This is a genomic window from Paenarthrobacter sp. E2MeOHC11 (assembly GCF_058744955.1).
The window spans coordinates 4,638,089-4,663,371 of record NZ_CP196673.1; the positions used below are offsets into that span (position 1 = coordinate 4,638,089).

At 62.7% G+C, this 25,283-nt stretch carries 23 protein-coding genes; 5 read left to right on the forward strand and 18 right to left on the reverse strand.

Annotation, left to right across the window (positions count from 1 at the left end; all coding sequences use genetic code 11):
• Positions 1–6: 6 nt before the first annotated feature.
• Entirely contained in the window at positions 7–2,106 is a 2,100-nt protein-coding gene (uvrB, locus tag ACSSVG_RS21485; protein ID WP_492416208.1) for an excinuclease ABC subunit UvrB, read from the reverse strand.
• A gap of 29 nt (positions 2,107–2,135) precedes the next feature.
• Positions 2,136–3,374, reverse strand: coding sequence for a dephospho-CoA kinase (gene coaE / locus ACSSVG_RS21490; protein ID WP_492416210.1), 1,239 nt, complete (start codon positions 3,372–3,374; stop codon positions 2,136–2,138).
• 22 nt (positions 3,375–3,396) lie between these two features.
• Here coaE and ACSSVG_RS21495 point away from each other — a divergent pair, with 22 nt between their 5' ends.
• Positions 3,397–4,086 carry an IMPACT family protein gene (locus ACSSVG_RS21495; protein ID WP_231341753.1) on the forward strand — a complete coding sequence of 230 codons (690 nt, stop codon included), beginning with the start codon at positions 3,397–3,399 and terminating at the stop codon, positions 4,084–4,086.
• A gap of 142 nt (positions 4,087–4,228) precedes the next feature.
• Here the strand turns inward: ACSSVG_RS21495 and rpsA are convergent, their stop codons facing one another.
• The 4 genes from rpsA to polA form a co-directional block, all read right to left on the reverse strand.
• The gene (gene rpsA / locus ACSSVG_RS21500; RefSeq protein ID WP_026540604.1) at positions 4,229–5,710 is read right to left on the reverse strand and encodes a 30S ribosomal protein S1; all 1,482 of its coding nucleotides are present in this window, start codon (positions 5,708–5,710) and stop codon (positions 4,229–4,231) included.
• Positions 5,711–5,894: 184 nt separating this feature from the next.
• Positions 5,895–6,845 (reverse strand): polysaccharide deacetylase family protein, encoded by a 951-nt coding sequence (locus ACSSVG_RS21505; RefSeq protein ID WP_492416212.1) that lies wholly within the window; start codon positions 6,843–6,845, stop codon positions 5,895–5,897.
• A gap of 50 nt (positions 6,846–6,895) precedes the next feature.
• Positions 6,896–8,215, reverse strand: a complete 1,320-nt coding sequence (locus tag ACSSVG_RS21510; RefSeq protein WP_492416214.1) for a GNAT family N-acetyltransferase — start codon at positions 8,213–8,215, stop codon at positions 6,896–6,898.
• An 85-nt stretch (positions 8,216–8,300) separates the two neighbouring features.
• Positions 8,301–10,943 carry a DNA polymerase I gene (polA, locus tag ACSSVG_RS21515; RefSeq protein WP_253469240.1) on the reverse strand — a complete coding sequence of 881 codons (2,643 nt, stop codon included), beginning with the start codon at positions 10,941–10,943 and terminating at the stop codon, positions 8,301–8,303.
• Positions 10,944–11,103: 160 nt separating this feature from the next.
• Between polA and ACSSVG_RS21520 the strand changes: the two genes are divergently transcribed.
• Positions 11,104–11,568, forward strand: coding sequence for a hotdog fold thioesterase (locus ACSSVG_RS21520; RefSeq protein WP_231341324.1), 465 nt, complete (start codon positions 11,104–11,106; stop codon positions 11,566–11,568).
• 27 nt (positions 11,569–11,595) lie between these two features.
• On the opposite strand, the gene ACSSVG_RS21525 is transcribed toward ACSSVG_RS21520, so the two are convergent.
• From ACSSVG_RS21525 to ACSSVG_RS21550, 6 genes are all read right to left on the reverse strand, one after another.
• Positions 11,596–12,147: a dihydrofolate reductase family protein gene (locus ACSSVG_RS21525; protein WP_253468211.1), complete on the reverse strand. Its 552-nt coding sequence runs from the start codon at positions 12,145–12,147 to the stop codon at positions 11,596–11,598.
• Between the two features lie 13 nt (positions 12,148–12,160).
• Positions 12,161–13,051 carry a hypothetical protein gene (locus ACSSVG_RS21530; RefSeq protein WP_492416217.1) on the reverse strand — a complete coding sequence of 297 codons (891 nt, stop codon included), beginning with the start codon at positions 13,049–13,051 and terminating at the stop codon, positions 12,161–12,163.
• The gene (locus tag ACSSVG_RS21535; protein ID WP_492416219.1) at positions 13,048–14,043 is read right to left on the reverse strand and encodes a hypothetical protein; all 996 of its coding nucleotides are present in this window, start codon (positions 14,041–14,043) and stop codon (positions 13,048–13,050) included. The genes ACSSVG_RS21530 and ACSSVG_RS21535 overlap by 4 nt, the downstream gene beginning before the upstream one ends.
• Before the next feature lie 96 nt (positions 14,044–14,139).
• Positions 14,140–14,361, reverse strand: a complete 222-nt coding sequence (locus ACSSVG_RS21540; RefSeq protein ID WP_159699835.1) for a hypothetical protein — start codon at positions 14,359–14,361, stop codon at positions 14,140–14,142.
• The gene (locus ACSSVG_RS21545) at positions 14,358–15,563 is read right to left on the reverse strand and encodes an inorganic phosphate transporter (RefSeq protein ID WP_231341310.1); all 1,206 of its coding nucleotides are present in this window, start codon (positions 15,561–15,563) and stop codon (positions 14,358–14,360) included. Before ACSSVG_RS21545 ends, ACSSVG_RS21540 begins: the two co-directional genes overlap by 4 nt.
• 181 nt (positions 15,564–15,744) lie before the next feature.
• Complete coding sequence (locus tag ACSSVG_RS21550; protein WP_492416221.1) at positions 15,745–16,263, reverse strand: HAD domain-containing protein; 519 nt, start codon at positions 16,261–16,263, stop codon at positions 15,745–15,747.
• Positions 16,264–16,370: 107 nt separating this feature from the next.
• Here ACSSVG_RS21550 and kynA point away from each other — a divergent pair, with 107 nt between their 5' ends.
• From kynA to ACSSVG_RS21565, 3 genes are read left to right on the forward strand one after another with little or no spacing between them, the layout of a single operon-like run.
• Positions 16,371–17,240 carry a tryptophan 2,3-dioxygenase gene (gene kynA, locus ACSSVG_RS21555; protein WP_231341306.1) on the forward strand — a complete coding sequence of 290 codons (870 nt, stop codon included), beginning with the start codon at positions 16,371–16,373 and terminating at the stop codon, positions 17,238–17,240.
• Positions 17,241–17,287: 47 nt separating this feature from the next.
• Positions 17,288–18,526: a kynureninase gene (gene kynU, locus ACSSVG_RS21560; RefSeq protein ID WP_231341305.1), complete on the forward strand. Its 1,239-nt coding sequence runs from the start codon at positions 17,288–17,290 to the stop codon at positions 18,524–18,526.
• Positions 18,527–18,533: 7 nt separating this feature from the next.
• Positions 18,534–19,415, forward strand: a complete 882-nt coding sequence (locus ACSSVG_RS21565; RefSeq protein WP_253468207.1) for a PaaX family transcriptional regulator — start codon at positions 18,534–18,536, stop codon at positions 19,413–19,415.
• A gap of 3 nt (positions 19,416–19,418) precedes the next feature.
• Here the strand turns inward: ACSSVG_RS21565 and ACSSVG_RS21570 are convergent, their stop codons facing one another.
• The 6 genes from ACSSVG_RS21570 to ACSSVG_RS21595 all read right to left on the reverse strand — a co-directional run bounded on the left by ACSSVG_RS21570 (position 19,419) and on the right by ACSSVG_RS21595 (position 25,276).
• Complete coding sequence (locus ACSSVG_RS21570; RefSeq protein WP_231341303.1) at positions 19,419–20,762, reverse strand: MFS transporter; 1,344 nt, start codon at positions 20,760–20,762, stop codon at positions 19,419–19,421.
• A gap of 42 nt (positions 20,763–20,804) precedes the next feature.
• The gene (locus ACSSVG_RS21575) at positions 20,805–21,095 is read right to left on the reverse strand and encodes a Dabb family protein (RefSeq protein WP_231341302.1); all 291 of its coding nucleotides are present in this window, start codon (positions 21,093–21,095) and stop codon (positions 20,805–20,807) included.
• Positions 21,092–22,756 (reverse strand): 4-oxocyclohexanecarboxylate 2-dehydrogenase, encoded by a 1,665-nt coding sequence (gene chcC1 / locus ACSSVG_RS21580; RefSeq protein ID WP_492416224.1) that lies wholly within the window; start codon positions 22,754–22,756, stop codon positions 21,092–21,094. The genes ACSSVG_RS21575 and chcC1 overlap by 4 nt, the downstream gene beginning before the upstream one ends.
• 33 nt (positions 22,757–22,789) lie before the next feature.
• On the reverse strand, positions 22,790–23,575 hold the full coding sequence (locus tag ACSSVG_RS21585; protein WP_492416226.1) for an SDR family NAD(P)-dependent oxidoreductase: 786 nt from the start codon (positions 23,573–23,575) through the stop codon (positions 22,790–22,792).
• Positions 23,576–23,748: 173 nt separating this feature from the next.
• Positions 23,749–24,543: an IclR family transcriptional regulator gene (locus ACSSVG_RS21590; protein WP_492416228.1), complete on the reverse strand. Its 795-nt coding sequence runs from the start codon at positions 24,541–24,543 to the stop codon at positions 23,749–23,751.
• Between the two features lies 1 nt (position 24,544).
• Positions 24,545–25,276: a GntR family transcriptional regulator gene (locus tag ACSSVG_RS21595; protein WP_492416230.1), complete on the reverse strand. Its 732-nt coding sequence runs from the start codon at positions 25,274–25,276 to the stop codon at positions 24,545–24,547.
• Positions 25,277–25,283: the final 7 nt, after the last annotated feature.

The window sequence follows — 25,283 nt, forward strand, 5'->3', positions numbered from 1 at the left end:
CTTACCTTAGGCGTGCCCGGCGGACTGCATCTGGCGTAATTCGCGCTTCAACTCCTTGACTTCGTCTCGGATGCGGGCCGCGACTTCGAATTGCAGTTCAGCAGCCGCCCCGTGCATCTGTTCGGTCAGCTGCTCAATGAGGCCCACCAAGTCCTCGGCTGGAGCAGCGGCGAGGCCATCCTGCCGAACCGTTGCCGCACCCTTGGCAGCGGTCTTGCCGCGTTTGCCACCCTTGGCGAGTCGGTTGTTGTTGAGAAGCTCCTGGGTGTCTGCGTCTTCCTTGGCCAACTGGTCCGTGATATCAGCAATCTTCTTCCGCAACGGCTGCGGATCAATGCCATGGTCCGTGTTGTACTGCACCTGGATGGCGCGGCGCCGGTTGGTTTCTTCAATGGCGTGGGCCATGGAATCGGTAATCCGGTCCGCGTACATGTGGACCTGGCCCGACACGTTACGCGCTGCGCGGCCGATGGTCTGGATCAGAGAGGTGGATGAACGCAGGAAACCTTCCTTGTCAGCGTCGAGGATGCTCACGAGGGAAACCTCAGGCAGGTCGAGGCCTTCACGGAGGAGGTTGATGCCTACAAGGACATCAAACACGCCCATCCGCAGCTCACGGAGCAGCTCCACCCGCCTCAGGGTGTCGACATCGGAGTGCAAGTACTCCACCTTGACGCCGTGTCCCACCAGGTAGTCAGTAAGGTCCTCGGCCATGCGCTTGGTCAATGTCGTGACGAGGACGCGCTCGTTCTTCTCTGTGCGGGTCCTGATCTCCCCCAGCAAGTCATCAATCTGCCCCTTGGTGGGTTTGACTACTACCTCGGGGTCGATGAGGCCCGTGGGACGGATGATCTGCTGGACGTAGCCGTCAGCCTTGCCAAGCTCGTATTTACCGGGCGTTGCGGACAAGTACACCGTCTGGCCGATGCGTTCGAGGAATTCGTCCCACTTCAGCGGTCGGTTGTCCATGGCTGATGGCAGGCGGAAGCCGAAGTCCACCAGGTTCCGCTTACGGGACATGTCGCCTTCATACATGGCGCCAATCTGCGGGATGGTGACGTGGGATTCATCCACCACCAGGAGGAAATCGTCCGGGAAGTAGTCGATGAGGCAGTGCGGAGCGGTCCCGGGATTACGGCCGTCAATGTGCACGGAGTAGTTCTCGATTCCGTTGCAGAAGCCCATCTGCTGCATCATTTCGAGGTCGTACGTGGTGCGCATGCGAAGGCGCTGGGCCTCTACCAGCTTGTTCTGGCTTTCGAGGACCTGCAGGCGGTCGGCAAGTTCGTCCTCGATGCGCTTGATGGCACGGGCCATCCGCTCCGGGCCGGCCACGTAGTGCGAGGCCGGGAACACGTACATCTCTTCTTCGTCGCGGAGGACCTCTCCGGTCAAAGGATGGAGGGTCTGGATGTTCTCGATTTCATCTCCGAAGAACTCAATCCTGATGGCAAGTTCTTCATACATGGGGATGATCTCCACGGTGTCGCCGCGGACCCGGAATGTGCCCCGGTGGAAGTCCATGTCATTGCGGGCGTACTGCATGGAGACGAATTTCCGAAGGAGATGGTCGCGGTTCATCTCCGCGCCCTTGCGCAGCGTAACCATGCCCGCGATGTACTCTTCCGGCGTACCCAGGCCGTAGATACAGGAGACTGTGGCCACTACGATGACGTCGCGGCGGGTCAACAACGCGTTGGTCGCCGAGTGCCGGAGGCGTTCAACTTCCTCGTTGATGGAGGAATCCTTCTCAATAAAGGTATCCGTCTGGGCTACGTACGCCTCGGGCTGGTAGTAGTCGTAGTACGAGACGAAGTACTCCACCGCATTGTTTGGCAGCAGTTCCCGGAATTCATTGGCCAATTGCGCGGCAAGGGTCTTGTTCTGAACCATGACCAGGGTGGGTCGCTGGACTTGCTCAATAAGCCAGGCCGTAGTGGCACTCTTTCCCGTACCAGTGGCGCCGAGGAGGACCACGTCCTTTTCCCCGTTATTGATGCGTTCCGTCAGTTCCGCGATTGCGGTGGGCTGGTCTCCGGCGGGTTTGAATTCGCTGATCACTTCGAACGGCGCGACGACACGGTTGATTTCCTGGGCAAGGCTCATAGAACAAATCTACCCCCGGCCACGGACAGCTACTGTCCGCGTTTGCCCTCGGCAGAAGACATATACGACGGCGGCTGCCAGCCTGTGCGGTCGGCCCACTCTTCCATGAGCGGCCAGGCAACGTCCGTGAACCACGGCTCCTTGGTATCCGCGTAGCCCGTGCTGCTGTTGTCGCCCACATGTGCTGCGGCGATTTCGCGCTTATGCGCTTCATACGTTGTGACGGCTGTGGGTTCGGACCGCAGCCAGTCGCGGAAGAGCAACGCGTAACGCCACCCCGGTGATCCCGCGAGCCGCACGTGCAGGTTCACCGGCCGGCAAGGATCGGCGTTGGCGTGGAACCGCTTCTGCCACTGTGCGGGCTCAGGTTGGGTGGGTTTGGGTGTGTCCTGGTTGGCTCCCGGCACTGCAGGGAACCCGGCTTGGGCGAGTTGGACTGCGAGTCGATCTGCCACCCCAAGATCGGCGACAGCTACTTGGAGGTCCAGAACGTCCTTTGCTGCCAGCCCGGGTACTGACGTGGAACCGATATGGTCCACGGCCAGGATGTCCTGGGGTGCCACAGCCGCAATACGGGCCCCGAGGCGAGCGGCCTGACGGTTCCAGTCAGGTGTCCATGGGGTGATGACCGGGCCAAGGTGTCGAGCCGCCCTTGTCCCCCGGCTGATGTTTTCCGCGAAAGGCAACAGCCTCCCAGTCCACAGGGCGTCAACTTCGGCCCGCAGCTCGTCACGGCCCCCCGCGTTTAACAGGACTACATCGGCAGCGGCAATACGTTGTTCACGAGTGGCCTGCGCCGCCATGCGGGCCCGCGCGTCTTCCGGAGTCATCCCCCGGAATTCGACCATACGGTCAATGCGCACGTCGTCCGGGGCATCTACAACGACCACCAAGTGGAAATTGCTGCCCTGGCCGGTTTCGACGAGGAGCGGGATGTCCTGCACGACGATGTCGCCGGCGCCGGCCCCTGCCATGATGGTGGCGGCGGCCTCGCGTACCAGCGGATGAATGATGCTGTTGAGCAATTCGCGTTGGGATGGATCCTGGAACACGATGGCTCCCAGCTTGGGCCGATCCAGTCTGCCGTCTGCGTCGAGGATGCCCGGACCGAACGCCTCCACGACACGGCGGAGGCCGGGTGTACCCGGTTCCACCACTTGGCGGGCAATGAGATCCGCGTCGATGAGGAGCGCACCCAGTTCCTGCAACCTGGATGCCACCAATGATTTCCCTGAGGCGATGCCGCCCGTCAGCCCGATCTTCAGCACTCCTCAACACTAGACTGAAGCGGTGGAAAACGAGGAAGACAGCCGTGCGACCACCTATACGACATTGACGGACGGTCCGGACTTCCGCCATGAGCTGGAAATACGCCGGTCCCGTTTCATCACGGTCCTTCGGCGGTCCCCCGACGAGGAAACTGCCCGTTCCCTGGTGGCAGAGCTCCGGCGCGAATTCCACGATGCCCGCCACCACTGCTCGGCGTTCGTCATCGGGCCGGACCGCATGATCCAACGCTCCAGTGACGACGGCGAACCGTCCGGCACCGCCGGCATCCCCATGCTCGAAGCCCTCATCAAACGCGAAGCTATGCCCGGGGTCACGGACCTCACTGACGTGAGTGCCGTCGTCGTGCGCTATTTCGGTGGGATTCTCCTGGGCGCGGGCGGACTGGTCCGCGCTTACTCCGAATCAGTCTCTTCTGCCTTGGATCTCGCTCCACTGGTTCAGCGTCGGAGGCTGCGGATATGTGCCATTGACGTTCCCCACGCCGACGCCGGCCGGCTGGAGAACGAACTTCGGAGTACCGGGTACGTCATGGCGGACACCGGCTATGGAGCCAAGCACGCCACACTCCGTATTGCTCTTCCGGACGATGCGGCAACCATTTCCGAGGCGCACGCCCGTCTGGCTTCCCTGACGTCCGGGAATTTGGAGTTGCGGCCACAGGGAACCGAATGGGTGGATCTTCCCCGCTGACTTCACCACGAGGAGTCTCAGCCGTTTGGGGGCGCATCAGTCCGTGCCGCTGGCTTCACGTCGCGGCTTAAGCAGAAGGACCCCCGCCCGGAGGCAGGGGTCCTTCTTTGGCTATTCAGCACATCCCGTGAGGGAGGCGGAATTAGTTGCCGGTCAGCTTCTCACGCAGTGCGGCGAGTGCTTCGTCGGACGCCAGGGTACCGCCGCCGGTGTTGGACTCAGCAGCGGCCGGCTCCGAGGAGTAGCTCGTGGTGCCGGAATCGCTCTCACCGGACGTTGCAGCAGCAGCGTCGTCAGCAGCGTGCTGGGCAACCTGCTTCTTGTGGGCTTCCCAACGGGTCTGGGCGTCAGCGTACTGCTGCTCCCAAGCTGCACGCTGGGTCTCGTAACCTTCGAGCCATTCGTTCGACTCGGGGTCGAAGCCCTCGGGGTACTTGTAGTTGCCCTCTTCGTCGTACTCAGCGGCCATGCCGTACAGAGCGGGATCGAACTCGGTGCTGTCAGCGTCAACGCCCTCGTTAGCCTGCTTGAGGGAGAGGGAGATGCGGCGACGCTCGAGGTCGATGTCGATGACCTTGACGAACAGTTCGTCGCCAACGGAGACAACCTGCTCTGCGAGCTCCACGTGGCGGACAGCCAGCTCGGAGATGTGCACGAGGCCTTCGATGCCGTCTTCGACGCGAACGAACGCACCGAACGGAACCAGCTTGGTGACCTTACCCGGAACAACCTGGCCGAGGGCGTGGGTGCGGGCGAAGGTCTGCCACGGATCTTCCTGCGTAGCCTTGAGCGACAGGGAGACACGCTCGCGGTCCAGATCCACTTCGAGGACCTCGACGGTGACTTCCTGGCCAACTTCGACAACCTCGGACGGGTGGTCGATGTGCTTCCAGGACAGCTCGGAAACGTGAACGAGGCCGTCTACGCCGCCGAGGTCCACGAATGCACCGAAGTTGACGATGGAGGAAACAACGCCCGGACGAACCTGGCCCTTTTCCAGCTTGTTGAGGAACGTGGAGCGAACCTCGGACTGGGTCTGCTCGAGCCATGCACGGCGGGACAGCACAACGTTGTTGCGGTTCTTGTCCAGCTCGATGATCTTGGCTTCGATCTGCTGACCGATGTACGGAGCCAGGTCGCGGACGCGACGCATCTCGACGAGGGATGCGGGCAGGAAGCCGCGCAGGCCGATGTCCAGGATGAGGCCACCCTTGACAACCTCGATGACGGTACCGGTAACGACACCGTCTTCTTCCTTGACCTTCTCGATGTCGCCCCAGGCGCGCTCGTACTGAGCACGCTTCTTGGAGAGGATCAGACGGCCTTCTTTGTCTTCCTTGGTGAGAACCAAAGCTTCGACCTGATCGCCAACGGCGACAACGTCGCCGGGGTCAACATCGTGCTTGATGGAAAGCTCGCGGGAAGGGATGACACCTTCGGTCTTGTAACCGATGTCGAGCAGAACTTCGTCGCGGTCGACCTTGACGACGGTACCTTCGACGAGGTCTCCGTCGTTGAAGTACTTGATGGTGGCGTCGACAGCTGCGAGGAAGTCCTCAGCGGTACCGATGTCGTTAATGGCGACTACGGGGGTACCGGGCTTCTCGGTGGAGGTGATGGTCATGTAGTAGGGGCTCCGTTGTGGATAGTGAGTCGGTCAGGCAAACCGCTGCCGCCCGGGTCCGGACGGCAGAACACGGCAAATTACCGGGTCATCCTGATTTGTGGATTAATACAAAATGGATGCATGCACGTAGTACACGCCCGTTTATTCTAGTCGCATAGGCAAAGCAGGGTCAAAAGGAGTGTCACACGCCCAGCACGTCCCGCAGGCGGCCGAAGGTAACGCCCCGGTCGAGCAGCCCCGGCAACACCCGGGCGTATCCTTCGGCAGTCCCGGACGCCGGCCTGTTGAAGTGTGAAATGACGATGTCACCGGCCGCCACGCGTCCTACCTCCGCGGCCACGGTGGCTGCCGAATAGGTGGCGCCGCCGTCACCATTGACTGTGAAATTGACGGGCAGCATGCCAAGCCTGCGAGTCATTTCCGCCGCTACGTCGTCGTAGAACGCAGTCCCCGGCCGGAAGAACTTAGGGGCGGCCCCGGTGAGTTCCTGCAGCAGAGCATGGTTCCCCATCAGCTCGTCATAGGCAGCAGCGGCGGTGGCGGTTCCGGGGATTCCGTAAGCAGACCTCCCGTTAACGGAAAGCGGCTGGTGCATGGTGCCATGGTTGGCGAGTTCGAACAGGGGGTCCGCCGCCAGTTCCTCCGACAACGACCGATTGGCATGGATCCACCGGCTGTTGATGAACAGCGTGGCAGGGACGTCGAGCCGGCGGAGGGTACGCAACAAGGCGTTGTCGCACCCCGCGCCGCCCGGCCCGCCACAGGCGTCAAACGTCAAGGCCACGTGCTGCGATGGCGAGTTGTTGACCACTCCAGTGATGTGCAGCCCCCATTCCCTGGGATGCCTGCCGGCGAACTCGGCCACGATCTGCTGCCTGTCCGGCACTGCGGCCGGTTTGGACGTCGGTGCTGGTGCGAGGGCGGCGGCAGCCTGTTCGCTTGATCTTGCAGCGATCGACGGCGGTGGTGTGGCCGGGCCCGTCCCCGCCGCCACGGAGGGCGCCGATGCTGCCGAGGGTACTTCGACGGATGCGCCGTCAGCGCATGCTGCCAGGGCAGCGGACGCGAGGCCCGCCATTCCAAGCAGCACTGATCGCCGGCCGGCCAATGGCCGCCGCTTGGAATCCCCCATGGATGTCCTTACTCAGATGTGGCTATGTGGTTGTGATGAGGTGGTGCGGCCTAGAAGTGCGTCAAGCAATGAGCCGGGCGCTCGACCGCGAACAGTTGCTGGGCCAGGAACGCGGCACCGGAGGACTTTTCGTGGATGCGCCCGGCGGCGGCCAGGGTCACCGGCGACACCACGCCAAGATAGATGGAGGCGAGGTCGGCCACGTCCATGCTGAGGTCGGGTGACTGTCCGGAGGCTTCAGTTACGACGGCGGCGGCAGCACCGCCGTCGGACTCCAGGACCCAAGTGCCACCCGCCAGGGAGAGCGGGTCCGTCACTTCCAGGACCAAGCGACCTGCCGAGGCGTAATGGCGGGCCTGCAAGGCGGACTGTATGTCCAGGATCCGGAGCCACAGCATGTCGCGGACTTCGGAGGCCTCGATGCAGCGTGGGTCCTCAAGCGCCCACGCCAGGGCGTCGTCAACCGGGGCTTCGGCCCAGGTTACTTCCTCAATGAGGTCGATGCTGCCCAGGAAGCGCCACAGATCGAGGTATCCGGAATTGGTTGCGGCCACCAGGTCCACGATTTCCATGGTGTACGGCTTGTGGTCCCACCCCTTGAAACGGTAGGAGACGAAGCCATCCAATGCCCCGGACAGGTCGTAGTGCAGGGCACAGCGGACGCTGGTGTCGGGCTTGCCGTCATGCCCAATGGAACCCGAGGCAACAAGCCGGTAATACTCCTGGCGGTCCACCGAGCCCGGCGTCAGCCGCTGCACACGCTTGAACACGTGGGGTGCCAGTTCCAACAGGACCGATGGATCGGCGACCTCCACTGTTCCCTGCGGCTGTCCCTTCATCCGGAATCGGGGACCCGTGTCGACTTTGATGCTGCGCTCAAACGTAGCCACACCGAAGCCGAAACGCCCATAGATGGAACCTTCGGAGGCCGTCAGCGCCGCCATGGCCAGGCCGTCGTCCTTGGCGCTCTCCAGGTCGGCAGTGATCATCCCCCGCAGGATTCCATGGCGGCGGTGTGTTCCGCGGACAGTCACAGCCGTGACCAGGTTGGCTTCAAGCTGCCGGCCAAAACCGATATTCAGGGCCTTGCGCATGGTGGCGTAGGTTGCCACCGGCACATTGGCGCCAAGGGAGTGCTCCGGTACGGGGCCGTTGACGTAGACGCCTGTCAGCTCACGCTTGTCGGTCTGGTATGAAGCAAGGGTCTTGGCGACGTACTCGTCATCACGCCGCTGCTGGTGGAATCCGTGCGATACAGCCTGCACCCACGTGGCGCAGCGGCGGTAGCCGGCGGCGTCTTCCTTGTCGGCTACGGCGGGAAAACGCTGGACGGAATATTTTTGGGAGGTTGGTTCATTGGGATCGGCCACGATTCCGAGCCTAGTCAGACGCCGCAGGGCGCGCCACCATCTCGGCGGCGCGCCCTGCGGCGATACCCGGAATTCACGGACCGGACTAGTGCCCGGCTTCGTACCAGCTGGAGCCAACGCCGATCTGGACATCGAGCGGGACTGACAACTCGGCGGCTGAACCCATCTGTTCGATGACCAGCTTCTCCACGGCTTCGCGCTCTCCTGGAGCAACTTCCAGGACCAGTTCGTCGTGGACCTGCAGCAACATCCGCGACTTCAGGCCCTGGCTGGCGAGCTCGGCGGACACACCCAGCATGGCGCGCTTGATGAGGTCTGCAGCAGAGCCTTGGATGGGCGAGTTCAAGGCGATGCGTTCTGCTGCCTCGCGCGCCTGGCGGTTGGTGCTCGTCAGGTCAGGGAGGTAACGGCGGCGGCCTTCGATGGTGGCCGTGTAGCCGTCCGTCCTGGCTTGGTCGACGACACCACGCAGGTAGTCGCGTACGCCGCCGAAGCGGTCGAAGTAGTCCTTCATGAGCGTCCGGGCCTCGTCCACGGAGATCTCCAACTGCTTGGAGAGGCCGAAGGACGTGAGTCCGTACGCGAGGCCGTAGGACATCGCCTTCACTTTGGACCGCATGGCGCTGGTGACTTCGGCCGGCTCCACGTTGAAGATCCGGGAGCCCACGAAGCGGTGAAGGTCTTCTCCGTCGCGGTACGCCTGGATCAGGGCTTCGTCGCCGGAAAGGTGCGCCATGATGCGCATTTCGATCTGCGAGTAGTCCGCTGACAACAGGCACTCGTAGCCTTCGCTGACCACGAAAATTCCACGAACCCGCCGGCCTTCTTCGCTGCGCACCGGGATGTTCTGCAGGTTGGGGTTGTTGGACGAAATACGGCCCGTGGCGGCGATGTTCTGCGCGTAAGTGGTGTGGATGCGGCCGTCATCGGCCACGGACTTCTTGAGCGTCTCCACCATTTGGGCCAGCTTTGAGGACTCACGGTGCGCCATGAGCTGGACCAGGAATTCGTGTCCGGTCTTCTCAAGCAAGCCCTTCAAGGAAGCGGCATCGGTGGTGTAGCCAGACTTGATCTTCTTGGTCTTGGGCAGTCCCAATTCCTCGAAGAGGACTGTCTGCAGTTGCTTGGGCGAGCCGAGGTTTACCTCGTGCCCGATCGCAGCAAAAGCCTGTTCCTGGGCGTTCTCGATCACCTTGGTAAGGTCAGCGAGCTGCTCGTCCATGCGGTCCGTGGACACAAAGATGCCGGTCAGTTCCATCTGCGCCAGCACACGTGCCACCGGAAGTTCGAGCGTCGTCAACAGGGCATCGGCCTTGATATCGGCAAGTTCAGTTTCGAAGTGCTTGCTGAGGGCATGCACGACGGCGGCATGCTGGACGAGCGCTGCTGCGGCAGCTTGGTCTGTTTCACCCGAGAGGTCGAGCTCCAGCTGCCCGGACTGGGCGGCGGCCGTGGCAAGTGAGATCTTCAAGTGCACTTGGGCCAGTTCGGCGAGATCGTAGCTGCGGCGGTCCGGCTGGATCAGGTAGCCGGAGATGGAGGTGTCATCCACCACGCCTTCCAGGCCGAGGCCACGGTTGTGAAGGGCCTTCAGGGCCGACTTGAACTCGTGCAGCACCTTCGCTTCCTCGGGATCCCTGAGCCACCGGGCCAAGACCGACTCAGCTGCAGCGTCCAGACTCGTCAGGTCGATGTACCCCGCCCCGTTGCTCCTGACAACAGCCAGGGCACTCGCGTCATCCCCGATGCGTCCGGGGACGAGCTGCACTGCCAGCGCCGAGCGCACACCGGAGCCGGCTGCGAAGAAGGACTCAAGTTCCGCGGCATCCGTGAGGGCGGAGTATTCCGGGGCATCGATGGTGTCCGGGGCCTCCCCGGCGGTGTCGTCACCGTAGAGATCGAACAGCCGCGTGCGGAGCGTCCGGAATTCGAGTTCCTCGAAAAGATCCTCGATCGCCTGGCGGTCCGGACGGGGCTCGTGCAGGTCTGCCAACGTCAGGGGCAGCTCGAGGTCCGTCAGCAGGCGATTGAGCCTGCGGTTGCGCTTGACGTTCTCAAGGTTCTCCTTGAGGGCTCCGCCCACCTTGCCACCGATGGAATCAAGGTTTTCGAGGATGCCTTCAAGGCCACCGTAGAGGTTGATCCATTTGGCGGCCGTCTTGGGGCCTACGCCCGGAACGCCGGGGAGGTTGTCCGCTGTTTCGCCGACGAGCGCGGCGAGGTCCGAGTACAGGCCGGGCTTGACGAAGTACTTCTCCTCGATGGCTGCAGCGTCCATCCTGGGAATATTGCTCACGCCCTGCTTGGGGTAGAGCACAAAGACGTTGTCGTTGATCAGCTGGAACGCGTCCCTGTCGCCGGACACCAGCAGGACCTCGAAGCCCGCGGCGTCGCCTTGTGATGCGAGTGTGGCCAGGACGTCATCGGCTTCGTAGCCGGGCATGGCGATGGTCCTGATGCCCCATGCTTCCATGACCTTGGCGATGAGGCCGATCTGCCCGGCGAACTCCACAGGCGTGGCATTGCGCCCGCCTTTGTATTCGCTGTATTCGGCTTTGCGGAAAGTGGTGTCGTCGGAAACGTCGAATGCCACGGCTACGTGGGTTGGCTTCTGGTCCTTGATCAGGTTGATCAGCATGGACGTGAACCCGTGTACCGCGTTGGTGTACTGCCCCCTGGCCGTGGAGAAGTTTTCAGCCGGCAGGGCGTAGAAAGCCCGGAACGCCATGGAGTGGCCGTCCAGGACCAGCAACCTGGGCCGGCCCTCCCCCGCGGTGCTGGCGGATGCTGTGGCAGAAGGGGTGGGTGCTGTCGCGATGGCAGCAGCTTGGGCCGTTGGAACCTGGTCCGGTTTGGTTGTTTCACTCACAGGTGCCAGCCTAGTTGGCATGATGGACAATTTCACGCCGAACCCGTTTGCCGATGAGCTCAACGAGGCAGGTGTACCCGAAGCGTTCCACGATTGGCTCTCGGCTCATGGTGTTGGTGCCCTGGTGGTGAAACTGGGTATCCGGTTCACGGAAATGAGCGCGGAGCGCATGGTGGCCACCATGCCCGTGGAAGGAAACACCCAAGTTGCGGGCATCCTCCATGGCGGAGCCCACGTAGTCCTCGCCGAGACGTTGGGATCGTTCGCCGCGTCGCTTCACGCCGGCAGGGGCCGGCACGCAGTGGGCATCGAGGTGGGGGCAACCCATCACCGTTCCGTGGCCAGCGGCCTGGTGACAGGTACCTGCACGGCTATCCATCTCGGCGGCACCTTGGCCACGCACGAAATCGTCATCACCGATGAGAAGGGCCGCCGGCTCTCCACTGCCCGGATCACCAACATGATCCGGGACAACCGCCACTGAACCCCGGGACTGTTGAAAGCGGGGCGCCTAAACCGGGCGCTGCGGCAACCGGTAGTGCAACTCGGCCGCGGCCCCGCCAAGGATCTTGTGCGAGATCAACTCAAGGGGCGCCGTCGGGCCCTCAAGCGGCAAGAGACGCTTTCCTGCGCCCAACACCACGGGGATGATGGTGACAATCATCTCCTGGAGCAAGCCGGCATTGGCGAATTGCGCCACGAGGTCGCCTCCGCCCACCAGCCACACATTCTTCCCACCCGCGTCCTTGAGCAGGTCCGGCGCGAACTCGCGCACGTCACCGCGGACGAAAGTAATATCCGAGCCCGCCGGAGCCGAGTACTCATGGTGGGTGAAGACCCAGCAGGGCGTGTCCGGGTAAGGCCACTTGCCCGGTTCATGCTCCATGAGCCAGCGGTAGGTGTCTCCACCCATGGCGATGCAACCGACGCCCGCCATGAAGGACTCGATGCTTTCGTTCACGCCCTCAACCCGGTCGAACTGCAGGAGCCACCCTAGGTCGTCCTCCGGGGAGGCTATGAAGCCGTCGATGGTGGATGCTACGTAGTACTGGAAGGTCGACATGTGGCCAGACTAGTCAGTCCGCGGCCGGGTTCCCATACTCCACGCGGACACTGCCGTCGTCCGGCAGGACTACAACGCGGCCCCGCGCCAGGGACCACCCGTCGTTCAGGAGGAAAATCCGTCCCCCGCTGACCACCAGCAGCCGCAACCCCGTATACCGGTACAGCGGTGCCGCCTCCGATCCGGCCGACTCCTCCTGGACGTTGGGTGCCGTAACCGCAAGCCGCTCCTTGCTGTAGACGACGGCGGTGGGCAGCAGGCTGGACCGCTCCTGGTAATCGAGGGCTGCGCCCCGCCCCAAGGCCTGGGCGTAATCGGAGGTGCCCCAGAAGAGCAGCAATGTGACGAGTACGAACACCAGGGACCTCTCAAGGGCCCTGGGCGTGATGCGCAGGGCGCGCCCTGAGGGTTCTACGGCCCGGCGGCGCACACTGAGTCCCCACGCCCCGACGACGAGGCCTCCAGCGATCAGGAACGGGGCGTAAAGCACGATTTGCCCGGGACGCGCCGAGACCGCCAACCACATCGCTGCCGCATAGGCAAAGCCGAGAAACATCACGATGGTGGCGGTCAGGCGGACAGGCTTCCTGTGCCGGCCCGCCTCAAGGAGACGGGACACCGCCCGGTCCAGCATGAGCCAGAGCAAACCAATGACCACCAGCCAGGCCAACGGCTGGAACAACGATTGGATGCTCCTGAGGATAAAGTCCTGGACCGTGTAGCCGAACAGGCTGACATCGAGGCCCATTGCTTTGGCCTGCGCATCCGTACGTGCCCAACCGAAGTAGACCAGCAAAGCCGTGGCAACCGTCAACGGCGGACCAATGACGGAGAGGACTTCAAGGGTCCTCTGCCAACGGGTGTTGATGATGCTTCGCTCTTCGGGCTCCTGCACCGTGCTCACGGGGCGGCCGTCGGGGTTGCTTCGCCGGACGTCGATGTGGGCGGGGCCGTACCGCTGGGCGCCCCCGTGGCCGGTGCGGTGCCGGCCGTTTCGGACGGGGCGGGGCTGCCGGAAGGCGTGGAATCGTCATAGTAGAAGGTCACGGTTCCAGCGACGTCCACGGTGTCCGTGATGGAAATACGAACGGAGTCCCGTCCATTTGCCGGTGGCATCCGCAGATAGATGGTGCCGTAGTCATTCCTGTCGCCGACAAACTCAACATCGGCAGGAACGCCGTCGAACAGGACGTCGCCCACCCGTACGTAGTAGCCGTCCAAACGCACAATGGTGCCGCCCGAACGAGGGCCGGAGGCACGTGCCGTTCCTGGAACCGGCCTGAGTTCGTCGTCTACCACGGTCAAACCAACCAGCTGCCGCGGGCATGCTTCGCCCTGGCCCGGTTCCACCTTGAAGGTTGCGCCCGGATTGCTTCGGTGCTGGGCGAGCAGTGCGGCGGACGTGGCAGCCACCCTGAATTCGAGGCATTGGGTTTGTGGAATCCTTGGCGTGGCGGCGACCGCGATGGACGCCCGTTGCCAGTCCTGCTGGCTGCCACTTTGCAAGGCGCGGCACACGGCAGCGCCTGCCAACCAGACGGCCGCGTCATCGGCGCCTTCCACGCTCTGGGTCAAGGCGTCGCATTGGAATTGCTGGAGGAGGAGGTATCGCTGGCCTGACGTCGGGTCATTGGGTCCGACCGGTCCGATGGGGACCCACCGGACGACGGGCGCTTCAGCCTGGGGTGCGCCAGGACCCGCCGGACCAACGGGTTGACTGGCCGTAGGAACGACGACGGACGGCAGGGTTTGCGCCGACGTACCGTCCGAGGAGGACGCTGATCCAGGACCTGGCGGGACGCCATCAGAGGAGGGTGGAAGGCAGGCAGACAGACTCAGCATCAAGACCGGAACCAGCGCCAGTCCGATGATGTGGCTTCGGGATTGGCACTTCATGACAGCCCCACATCTGCCGGATCACAACCACGTAGTCATGTGTATGACCACACTGCTGATTATTCTCCCGAATGGACGTGACTGCCAGAGAGCCGGCTATTTTCCGAAGTACGGAACAATGAGGTAAATGCCGAACAGCACAGCCGCGCCACAGACAGCGAAGCACGCGTAGGCAAGGGAACGCATGAGCCCTGGCGACTTCTGCTGTGCGTCACCGGCGATGGCCGTGAGGCGGACCCCCAGTGAATAAAGGACCACCAGTGTCACCGCGGAGAAGAGGGTGACTCCAGCTACCTGCAGCAATTCCAACCATTTCATCGCTGCGCATCCTTACTCGGCGTGGTCTTTCGTGACTTCTTTTTCTTCCGGAAACGGACAGCGTGCCCGGCTTCTTCGACCTCAACTGCGTTGTGGTGGCCAACATGGGACCTCCGCGAGACAACGAACATGAACAAGACCGCCGCCGTGCCAGCGACGGCGGCAATGATGACGCCCACCACTCCGGTGCCGACCAGCAGGGCTGTCAACGCACCAACAATGGCCGAGGCCGGGAGTGTGAAGAGCCAGCCAAGGGCGATCTTGCCGGCAGTGCCCCATCGGACCGACGTGCCCTTGCGGCCAAGGCCCGAGCCGATGACGGAACCTGATGCGACCTGGGTTGTGGAGAGGGCGAAGCCCAGGTGCGAAGAAGCCAAAATAGCTGACGCGGTGCTGGTTTCTGCGGAGAATCCCTGGGCCGGCTTCACTTCGGTCAGGCCCGATCCCATAGTCCGGATGATGCGCCAGCCGCCTGCATAGGTACCGATGGCGATGGCAAAAGCGCAGGCTGCGATAACCCAGAACTGGGGTCCGCTGCCCGGAGTCTGGGTGCCGGCGGCGATAAGGACAAGGGTGATGATGCCCATGGTCTTCTGGGCATCATTGGTGCCGTGCGCGAGGGCCACCAAACTCGACGTGAAAATTTGTCCTGTACGGAATCCGCCGCGCTTCTGGGTGAGCTTGTCGCCGGTTTCCGGATCATGCCGCGAGGTCAGCGCATAGGCGAGCCGGGTGCAGATGTATGCCACCAGGCCGGCAATGAGGGGCGCGAAAATGGCTGGCAGGATCACTTTCTGCAGCACGGTTTCAAAATTGATGGAATGGAATCCGATGCCCACCACCGCTGCGCCGATCAGGCCGCCGAACAATGCGTGCGAGGAACTTGATGGCAGGCCCTTGAGCCAAGTAACCATGTTCCAGAGCACTGCCCCCATGAGTCCGGCAAAGATGATGTCGGGAGTGATGTGAATGCCGTCAGAGCCTTCCCGGATCAGTCCGCCGGAGATGGTCTTGGCCACTTCCGTGGAAAGGAAGGCGCCGACGAGGTTGAGCACGGCGGCCAGGGCGACAGCCGTCTTGGGCTTGATCGCCCCCGTAGCGATGGGCGTAGCCATCGCATTGGCAGTGTCGTGAAAACCGTTGGTGAAGTCAAAGAATAGGGCCAACGCTATTACCAGCGCGACCATGAAGGTGATATCCACCTGTTGCCCAATCTGCAGAGTCGTCGACGTTCAGCAGTTTCACTTCCCCATACCTGCCATCCACAGCATAGTTCAGCAATTGTTCAACTGACTCGGCTTGCGGGATTCACTCTGGCGGGCTTGAAACCTTAAGAATCCTACGTGCCTTACCGTGAGTGGACAAACGTACCGGAGCTGCGATTCACCCCAGGTAGGCCCGCACGGCCGCAAGGTCGCGACGGGACAGTCCCTTGCGGGGATCAGGTGAGATGCAAAGCACACGGTCCTGCTGGTATTCAGCCCAGGACAGGGCATCGGATTCCTGGCTGAGCTGGTCGTCCAGCCAAATAATCCGCTCGCTGCCGGTGGCAGCAAGATCCTTTTGGAGAGCTACGAGCTTCCACCATTCCGAGCCCTGGTCCCAGCCTTGGCTGGAAAGGACCGGCCAGTCCTGTCCTTTAAGCCCGATGGCGGGGCAGAGGAACTCCGGAGCAAGGCGCTCCCATGTGGTCAGCCAGACAAAACGCGCGGCAGGATACTCGGCAAGGTCATTGAGTTCGGCTACCAGTTCCGGCGCGAAGGCGACATCAAGGATGCCGGCGTCGGCAAAGGTCCATTCGTTACCCCAATCAGTGGTGCCCGTGGGGCTAAACGGGTTCACGACGCCGTCGACGTCCAAATAGATTGACACTGGCACAACGGCGTTTTCCTCGGTACCCATGTCCACTCCCCCTCCCAGCGGTTGAAGTTCAGCCTACGGGACCCGAGCAGCCCAGCCAGTTGAAATCAATCTCTTGACGTTCGTCATGGAAGTGATAATCTCAAGGCATGGAAAAGCCCACAGTCCATTCCGCCCAGAGCGTCCGCGATATCGAGGACACCGTCCGAACTGATTTCCGGCACGCTATGTCCTATGGCGGGTACCTGGACCTTGACCGCCTGCTCAGCTCCCAGCACCCCCTCAGCGAGCCTGAACACCACGATGAACTGCTGTTCATCATCCAGCACCAGACCAGCGAGCTATGGCTGAAACTGGTCCTGCATGAACTGCTGGAAGCCCGGAGGCTCTTCGATGCTGACAACCTTGGCAAGGCCCTGAAGTGCATCGCCCGGGTAAAGGCCATCCAGCGCACCATGACTGAGCAGTGGTCCGTCCTCGGTACCCTCACTCCCCGCGAGTACGCCCAGTTCCGTGGTTTCCTGGGGAGCTCATCCGGGTTCCAGTCGTATCAGTACCGCGGCGTCGAATTCCTGCTGGGCAACAAGAACCGTGGAATGCTGCGCGTCTTCGAAAGCGAACCCGAAGCCCACCAGCTGCTCAGCAGCCTGCTGGAAGAACACACGCTGTACGACGCGTTCCTGCGGGTCCTGGCGCGCGCCGGTTATGACATCCCTGCCGACATCCTCGAGCGGGACACGAGTGAACCATGGACCTTCCGCAAAGACCTCGTCCCGATTTTCCAAAAGATCTACGAATCGGACGACACCCCGTGGGGCCTCTATGAAGCCTGCGAAGACCTGGTGGACATTGAAGACAACTTCCAGGCCTGGCGCTTCCGCCACCTCCGGACGGTCCAGCGCACCATCGGTTTCAAGGTGGGCACCGGCGGATCCTCCGGCGTGGACTTCCTCAAGCGGGCACTGGACCTGACCTTCTTCCCCGAGCTCTACGCCGTACGAACCGAAATCGGCAACTAAGCACCAGCACGGGCACCGCCCGTCCGACACTTTCCGCAGGAGGAACCATGACCACAGCACAGCAAACCCAACGGCCAACGTCGGCCGAATTGGATGCCGCCGATCCCCTCGCCGCGCAGCGTGACGCCTTCTACGCGCCCGACGCCGACCAGCTCACCTCCTATTTGGACGGCAACTCGCTGGGGCGCCCGCTGAAGGTTACGGCAGGAAACCTCGCCTCCTTCGTCCACGACGCATGGGGCAGCCGCCTCATCCGTGGTTGGGATGAGCAATGGATGGACGAGCCCACTGCCGTCGGTGACCGCATCGGCGAAGTAGCGCTTGGTGCCGCCCGGGGACAGACCACGGTTGGCGATTCAACGTCCGTCATGCTGTACAAGATGATCCGCGCGGCCGTGGACGCCCAGCCCGGCCGGGATGAAATCATCATCGACCGCGATAACTTCCCCACCGACCGGTTCATCATCGAAGGCATCGCCAAGGAGAGGGGCGCGAACATCAAGTGGATCGCCGCCAACCCTGCCAGCGGTGTCCGGGCGGAAGACCTGGACGGACTGTTGGGCGAGCGGACCGCCGTCGTGGTCCTCAGCCACGTCGCCTACCGCTCCGGGTTCCTGGCAGATGCCAAGGCGATCACCGCAAAGGTGCACCAAGCAGGGGCCCTGATGCTGTGGGACCTGTGCCATTCCGTTGGCTCCGTGCCCCTGGAACTGGACGCCTGGGGCGTGGACCTCGCCGTCGGCTGCACCTACAAGTACCTCAATGGCGGGCCCGGCTCACCCGCTTTCGCCTATGTCAGCGCTTCGCAGCAAAATCGTTTGCAGCAACCCATCTGGGGTTGGATGGGTGCCGATAACCCGTTTGGAATGACGGACTCGTACCAGCCGGCGCAGGGCATGCGCCGGTTCATCACCGGAACGCCTCCGGTGCTGGCCATGCAGCCGCTCAAGGACATGGTTGAACTGATCGCCACGGTGGGAATGGATGCCGTCCGTGGGAAGTCGATCAAGCTGACCGAGTACGCGATCGCGCTTTCCGAGGAGTACCTGGTGCCACTTGGTGCGAAAATCGTGAGCCCCCGGAATCCTGCCGAACGTGGCTCGCACATCACCGTGGACCACCCGCTCTTCGCTGATGTCACTGCCACGTTGTGGGAGAAAGGCGTCATCCCCGATTTCCGGCCTCCCCACGGCCTGCGCATCGGCCTGTCACCCTTGAGCACCAGCTATGCCGAAGTCGAGCTGGGAGTCGCGGCCATCCGTGATGCCCTCTCGGAACTGCTGTGAGCCGGAAATGAGTGCCGTCCTTGACGACATGGACTCCCGCCCAGGGAGTACAACCTCGCTGCTCCGTACCGTCATTGGCTTGTATCTGCGTGATGCCGGGGGGTGGATGTCCGCCAAGGACATAGTGAACCTCATGGAAGCGCTGGGGACGTCCGGAACAGTAACCCGGACCGCTTTGGGCAGGCTGCGCAAAAAGGATGTTGTGTTGCAGGAGGCCCGCGATGGTGTCGCCGGCTTCACACTCACCGAGGGCGCTGCAACCATGTTGGCCCGCGGCGACCGCCGGATCTACAACCCCCGCAGCATGTCGGAATCTGATCCCTGGTGCTTGATCTCCTTCTCCATCCCGGAGACGGAGCGCGAGAAACGGCACCAGCTTCGGCGCAGGCTCCACTGGATCGGATGCGGGACCGTGGCCGCAGGCCTGTGGATCTGCCCGGACTCGTTGCGCGTGGAAGTAGAGGAAATTCTGGCCGATCTTGAGCTGCGGGCCATGGCCACCATCTTCGTGACCGAAACCCCGCTGGTGGTTGGCAGCCTCCGGGATGCTGCGTCCAAGTGGTGGGACCTGGACGCAGTAGCCGGATTGCACAAGGATTTTATCCGTGAGCACGGTTCGGGCAGCGATCAAGGGCCAGACAGCCAGGTGCATACTGGCGGTGTGGTGGAGCCTTCCCCTGACGCCTTTTCCACGTATGTCCAGTGCATTGACCGGTGGCGGATCATTCCCTACCTCGACCCCGGGTTGCCGGCGGCATTCCTGCCTGCGGACTGGCCCGGGGCCGAAGGTACGGCGTTGTTCAGCCGGATTGTTGCCACCTACGCCGAACCCAGCGCACAGTTCGTGCGCAACACGTTGCTGGCAACTGCCGGGGCTGCGGTTTCCTGATTGCTAGGCCCCGTTCCGGGCTGAGACTCCCCGCCAATACGGCTCGCCCAGATCTTCGATAGGCGTCTTGGCCGTCTCCCGCGAGAAGAAGGCAGCAACGCCGGCGATCACCATGCACAGGACCGCGAAACAAGCCACGGGGAGCCAGCCGTCATGGCCTTTGCCAAGGAGCAGGCCCGCGATCAGGGGAGCGAAACCCGCCACCACCAAACCCAGCTGGTTCCCCAATGCCATACCGGAATACCGGACCGGGGCGGCAAAGAGCTCAGCGAAGTAGGCAGGCCAGATCCCGTTGAAGCACGAGTACAGCAAGGTCATGTTGACAAAGGCCGCGGCGAAGACCAAAAGAATGTTGCCGGTGGACAACGCCCCGAAGTAGGCGAAGATCGTCACTGAGCACCCGATGGCTGCCGTCAGGAGGAGCGGCCTGCGGCCCACCCGGTCGGACAGCTTGGCAGTCAAGGGCATCACGAACATCGACAAACCAATGGCAACGGCATTGACAGTGAGGATCGCCGCCTTGTCGAACCCTGCAGCGCCGGTTGCATAGGACAGCCCGAACACCGTGAAGATTGTCTGCATGACCGACATGATGGACATTCCAACTACGCGGAGCACGTCTGCAGATTGGAAGCGCAGGACTTCCCGGAGCGGCATGGGTGCAACCGCCTGCCGGTCTTTGGCTTCCTCGAACACGGGTGTCTCGTCCAAGTGCGTCCTCACCCAGTATGCGATGGCCAGGACAACGATGGACAACCAGAAGGGGATGCGCCATCCCCAGCTCATGAGGGCTTCAGTCGGCAACGCAGCAACAGGGATGAACACGAGCGTGGCAAGTACCATCCCGGAGGCGTACCCGGTCATCACGAAGCTGGTGAAGAACCCGCGGCGCCCTTCCGGAGAGTGCTCCAAAGTCAGCGTGGAAGCACCGGCAGACTCGGCGCCGGCAGAGAATCCCTGGGCCAGGCGGCCAAGCACCAACAGAATGGGTGCCCAGACGCCGATCTGGCTGTAACTGGGCAGGAAGCCGATGCCGAGGGAGGCGAGTCCCATAACGCCCAGGGTGATGAGCAGAATCTTTTTCCGCCCGAGTTTGTCACCGAAATGGCCCATCACCAGCCCACCCACCGGACGGGCCACATACGCCACGCCAAACGTGGCGAAGGCGCCGATCAGGCCGACGGCGGGATCCTCGGACGGGAAGAATAGTGGCCCGAAGACCAACGCAGCGGCGGAGCCGTAGATAAAGAAGTCGTAGTATTCAAGCGTGCTTCCCAGGAACGAGGCGAGGGCCGCTTTACCAGGGGTCTTGCGCAACGTTGAAGGCTGCTGGGTTGATGTTGACATGGCGATTCTCCCTTGAATGCGCAGGTTCGAACAGCTCGAAAGCTATAGCGGAAAATCAACGGCAATGATCTGCTCGCTGTTGGGAAACGAGTACTTCTTGAGTGGTTCATGAAGCGCGTGCGTGTTGTAGGCTTCGATGTCCTCCACGGAATTGAAGTCAGCCACAATGGCGTAATCGAAGGAACGGTCGTGGCGGAGTACGTCGGCGCCGTGGGTGAGCTTCACGAGCCCGGGAATATTGCCGTCCATCCGGTTCAACCCCTCTATCCAGGCAGCCTTGTCCGCATCGGGGAAGTCGTCCTTGAACTTGAAGAGCACGGCGTGGCGGATCATGCTCCAACTCCCGCCCGGACGTCGGTGGCGGCGTAATCTGCCGGTTGGCCCGCGATGGTGCGGCCGGCCAGGTAGCCCATGGTCATGATGGGGCCCAGGGTTGCACCGGCCCCCGGGTAGCCTGCAGCGTAGGCATTCTCCGTGGTGTTTCCGGCGGCGAACAGTCCAGGGATGGGTTGGCCGTCCACGTCCAACACTCTTGCCAAACCATCAGTGGCGACGCCTCCGTTGCTGCCGAAGGCACCGTTGACAACCTCCATTGCGTAAAACGGACCAGTGTGGAGCGGACCCAGGGACGGGTTGGGCCACGGGCAGTCGTCGTCGCCCCAGTACTTGTCGTAGGCGCTCTCACCGCGGCCGAAGTCGGGGTCCTCGCCTTTGACCGCATAGTGGTTGAAACGCTGCACAGTAGCGGCAAGGTTCTCTGCAGGGACACCGATTTTGGCAGCAAGTTCCTCAAGGGTGGAAGCCTCGATCAAATAAGCCGGAGTCGGCTGGCCCGCCCGATGTGCAAGGACCCCGTACCGTTCCAGATAGCTGTGATCGAACACCACGTGTGCCGGGGTGTTCAACGTCTGGTTGTTGGGCGAGTCCCAAGACTGCAGGCAGCGCGCGAGGTCGTTGTAGTTCTGGGACTCGTTGGCAAAACGGCGGCCGTGCCGGTTGACCATCAGCGAACCCGGTCCCTGTCGCTCGAAGCGAAGCAGTGTTCCAACCGGCGCGCCGTCCCTGGTGTCCCCCGTGATGGACATCGGCGCCCACCATGCTTCCCGGGTTCCCCTCGTTTGTGCCCCTACCCGCTGTGCCATCCTGAGGCCATCGCCGGTATTCGAGGGAGGCGAACACATGATGTACAGGCGCGAGGCCAACAGGGAATCCGCCAGGGCCTTGTCCCATTCGAATCCGCCCGTAGCCAGGACGACGCCGTCGTTGGCATGGAAAGTTTCGCCCGACTCGAGTTGGACGCCAACTACTTTGCCGCCGTCGTTCAACAGCCGGTGCCCGCGGGCACCAACCACCAGCGCTGCGTCATCACGGATCAGGCTCGCCAACAACATCGAAACCAGCGCCTGGCCCTTGGCAACAAGCCCCTCTTCCTGCCGTTGGCCCAGCTCCGCCCAAGGGAACTTGGTGAATGCACCCCAGGTTTCGTATTCCTGCATGGTGAACGGAGCCCGGCCATCAGAGCGCACATGGACAGCAAGCTCGCCGAGCGCTTCGCGGATGTTGAATAGTTCGGGTTCAACCGTTCGGCCGCCCTCCACGGATCCCGGCAAATCCTGGCGGTAGTCCGGGAAGTTATCGAGGAAGATGAAACGGACGCCGCATTCGTCTTCAGTGAAACGGAGCATGGCGTCCCCGTAGTTCAGCGCAGCGTCCAAGAGCTCTTCACGGCTCCGTCCGCGCGCCACGGCCCGGATGTACTGTGCGGCAGCTTCTTTGGAGTCGCTCAGTCCCGCTTCGCGGGCGTGGTGGTTGTCGGCCACCCAGAGCATGCCGCCCGACACGGCAGAGGTGCCGCCCAGCACGTCAGTTTTTTCGAGCACGACGACGGACTTACCGGCACGTGCCGCCGTCGCCGCTGCGGTCAGGGCGCCTGCGCCGGAACCTACGACGACGACGTCGTAGGTATCGGAGGGTGTGGAGTTCAGGAATTTCATGGTGGTACCTCTCTTAGGGCGTGGTGGGGTGTCTCAGACCGCGGTGTATCCGCCGTCGATGACCAGCTCGGAACCGGTGGTGAACCGGGACTCATCGGAAGCGAGGTAGAGAACGCCATAGGCGATCTCGTCCGGCTCACCCTGCCGGGGTATCGGGTTTCCACCGACCAACTGCTTGTAGTACGCCTCCGCGCCGATGTCCGACTGTTCGGCCGAGCGCCTGCTCATGCGGGTGTTCATGGAGCCAGGGTGGATGGAGTTCACCCTCACGCCGTAGGTGCCATAAGCTGCGGCGTCGGACTTACTGAGGAGGCGGACGGCTCCTTTGGTCGCGTGATACAGCGGCACGTTTCGCCCGCCGGTCAGTCCATGGATGGAGGAAAAGTTGATGATGCTGCCGGATTTCTTCTCGATCATGGACGGAACGACGTACTTCGTCAGGAGCCAGACACCTTTGACGTTGACGTCAAAAATGAGGTTGAAGTCCTCCATCGTGGCGGTGTTGCTGGCACCGGCAGGCCCGATGATTCCTGCCGCATTGACCAGGACATCCGGCGTACCGAGTTCTGCGCTGAGCAGCCGGACGGTTTCCGCAACGCTGGCTTCATCGGTGACATCGACGTCGTACTCGGTAATGCGGGGGTGGTTGGCTGTGGCGGGCGTTCCGGCCCGGTCCAGGCTGGCAACGGTGGCCCCGTGATCGGCCAGCAAACGGGCCGTTGCGCCGCCAAGGTCTCCCCTGCCCCCGGTAATGATGGCCACCTTGCCGGCGACCCGCCGGGTTATGGGTTCCTGATGTGCGTGCGTTGCGGTCTCCATGACCAACTCCTCCTGCCGCGGCATTGCGGCTGCTGAAACCTGGTTGAGGCGCAGGGCAGCACGGAACGGAGCCCAAGGGGCCGTGTGTGTGGTTACCGGGCGAAATGCCCTGCTGGCTTCCACTCTGCCAGCGTGGGTGTGAGTGGAACCACAGCGTTACCGATGAACGGGAATCAGATGCTTCCGTTGCTTTGACGGAGGGCGCCTTTGAGCTCTCCCCGCCATCCGAGTGCCCGGGAAATTCCGCGGGCCGCCGTCATCAGGACCGGCACCCGGGTAGCGGCGTTTTCTTCGTTCCTTGGGACCACGACGCTCAGGGCGGCGACCACTGTACTCGCACGCCCGAAGACGGGGACTGCGATGCCGCTGGATTCGGGCACGATGATCCCTGGCATCGAAGCGAACCCGCGTTGCCGGATGCCCGCCAGATGGCGGCGGAGTTCAGTGGGATTGGTGAGCGTGGCGTCGGTGAATTTCTCCAGGGTTCCCGCCAGGAACAGGTCCTGGTAGGCGGGCGGCGAATAGGCCAGCAGTACCAAGCCGGAGGAGGTTCCGTGAACCGGCAGGCGGCCGGCAACCTTGGTGATGTCCACCATGGAATCCCGCGAGCCGATCCGTTCGATGTAGAGAACTTCGTCGGAGTCGAGGATCCCCAAGGTGGTGGAATGCTGGACCACCGACTGTACGTCCTCCATGAAGGGCAGGGCCGCTTCACGGAGACCAACCATCCGGGAGCTCCTGGACACGAGCTCCCACAGCCGCGTGCCGATGCGAACCTCGGCGCTTGCCTCCCGCTCCAGCAACCCTTCGGCGAGGAGTTCGTCCACCAGGCGGTACGTCGTTGTGACAGGGAGCCCTGAACGCCGGGCCAAGGTGGCGACGCTCATGGTGCGGTGGGCGTCATCGAACGCTCCTACCAACCGGACTACTCGCCGGATAACCGACTCACCCGAGGACGAGTTGGCCACTTCAGGCTCCGGACTTCACGCGGGATACGAACCGGAACCTGTCCCCCCGGAAGGCGCTGCGGGTCCACTCCACAGGGGCTCCAGCGGCGTCGCGTGCCAGGCGATGAACCACCAGCAAGGGCGCCCCCATCTCGATTCCCAGCAACCTGACGTCGGCCGGACCAGCCAGGGCGGTTTCCACGGTGTCCTCGACGTCGGCGATATGGATCCCGTAGACATCTGCCAATACGGCGTACAGCGAGCCCGCCTTGGCGAGGTTCGACTTGAATCTCGGAAGCTTGCCGGGCAGCCAGGCCATCTCGTGCGCCAGTGGTTCCCCGTCAATCAAGCGGATGCGCTCAAGCCGGGTTACCGGATCGCCTTGGTCAAGACCCAGGTGGGCTGCGACGTCGGCGTCAGACTTCACGACATCGAGGGCAAGCACCCTGGAATCCGGGCGCAAACCTTGATTGCGGGCGTCGTCGGAGAAGGACGTCAGCTGCCTGACGTGCGTCACTTTGGGGGGCGCGACGAACGTGCCGTGCCCCTGGATGCGACCCAATTTCCCCTCGGCCACGAGCTCGCTGATTGCTTGCCTGACGGTAGTGCGTGACGTCGCGTATTGCTCGGCGAGCGCACGCTCCGTGGGGATGAGCGTGCCGGGCTGGAGACCGGCGATCAGGCCAAGTACTTCGGTCTTGAGAAGGTAGTACTTGGGCGTTGCCGCTCCGACGTCTGTGGACATATTGGACATCCTACTT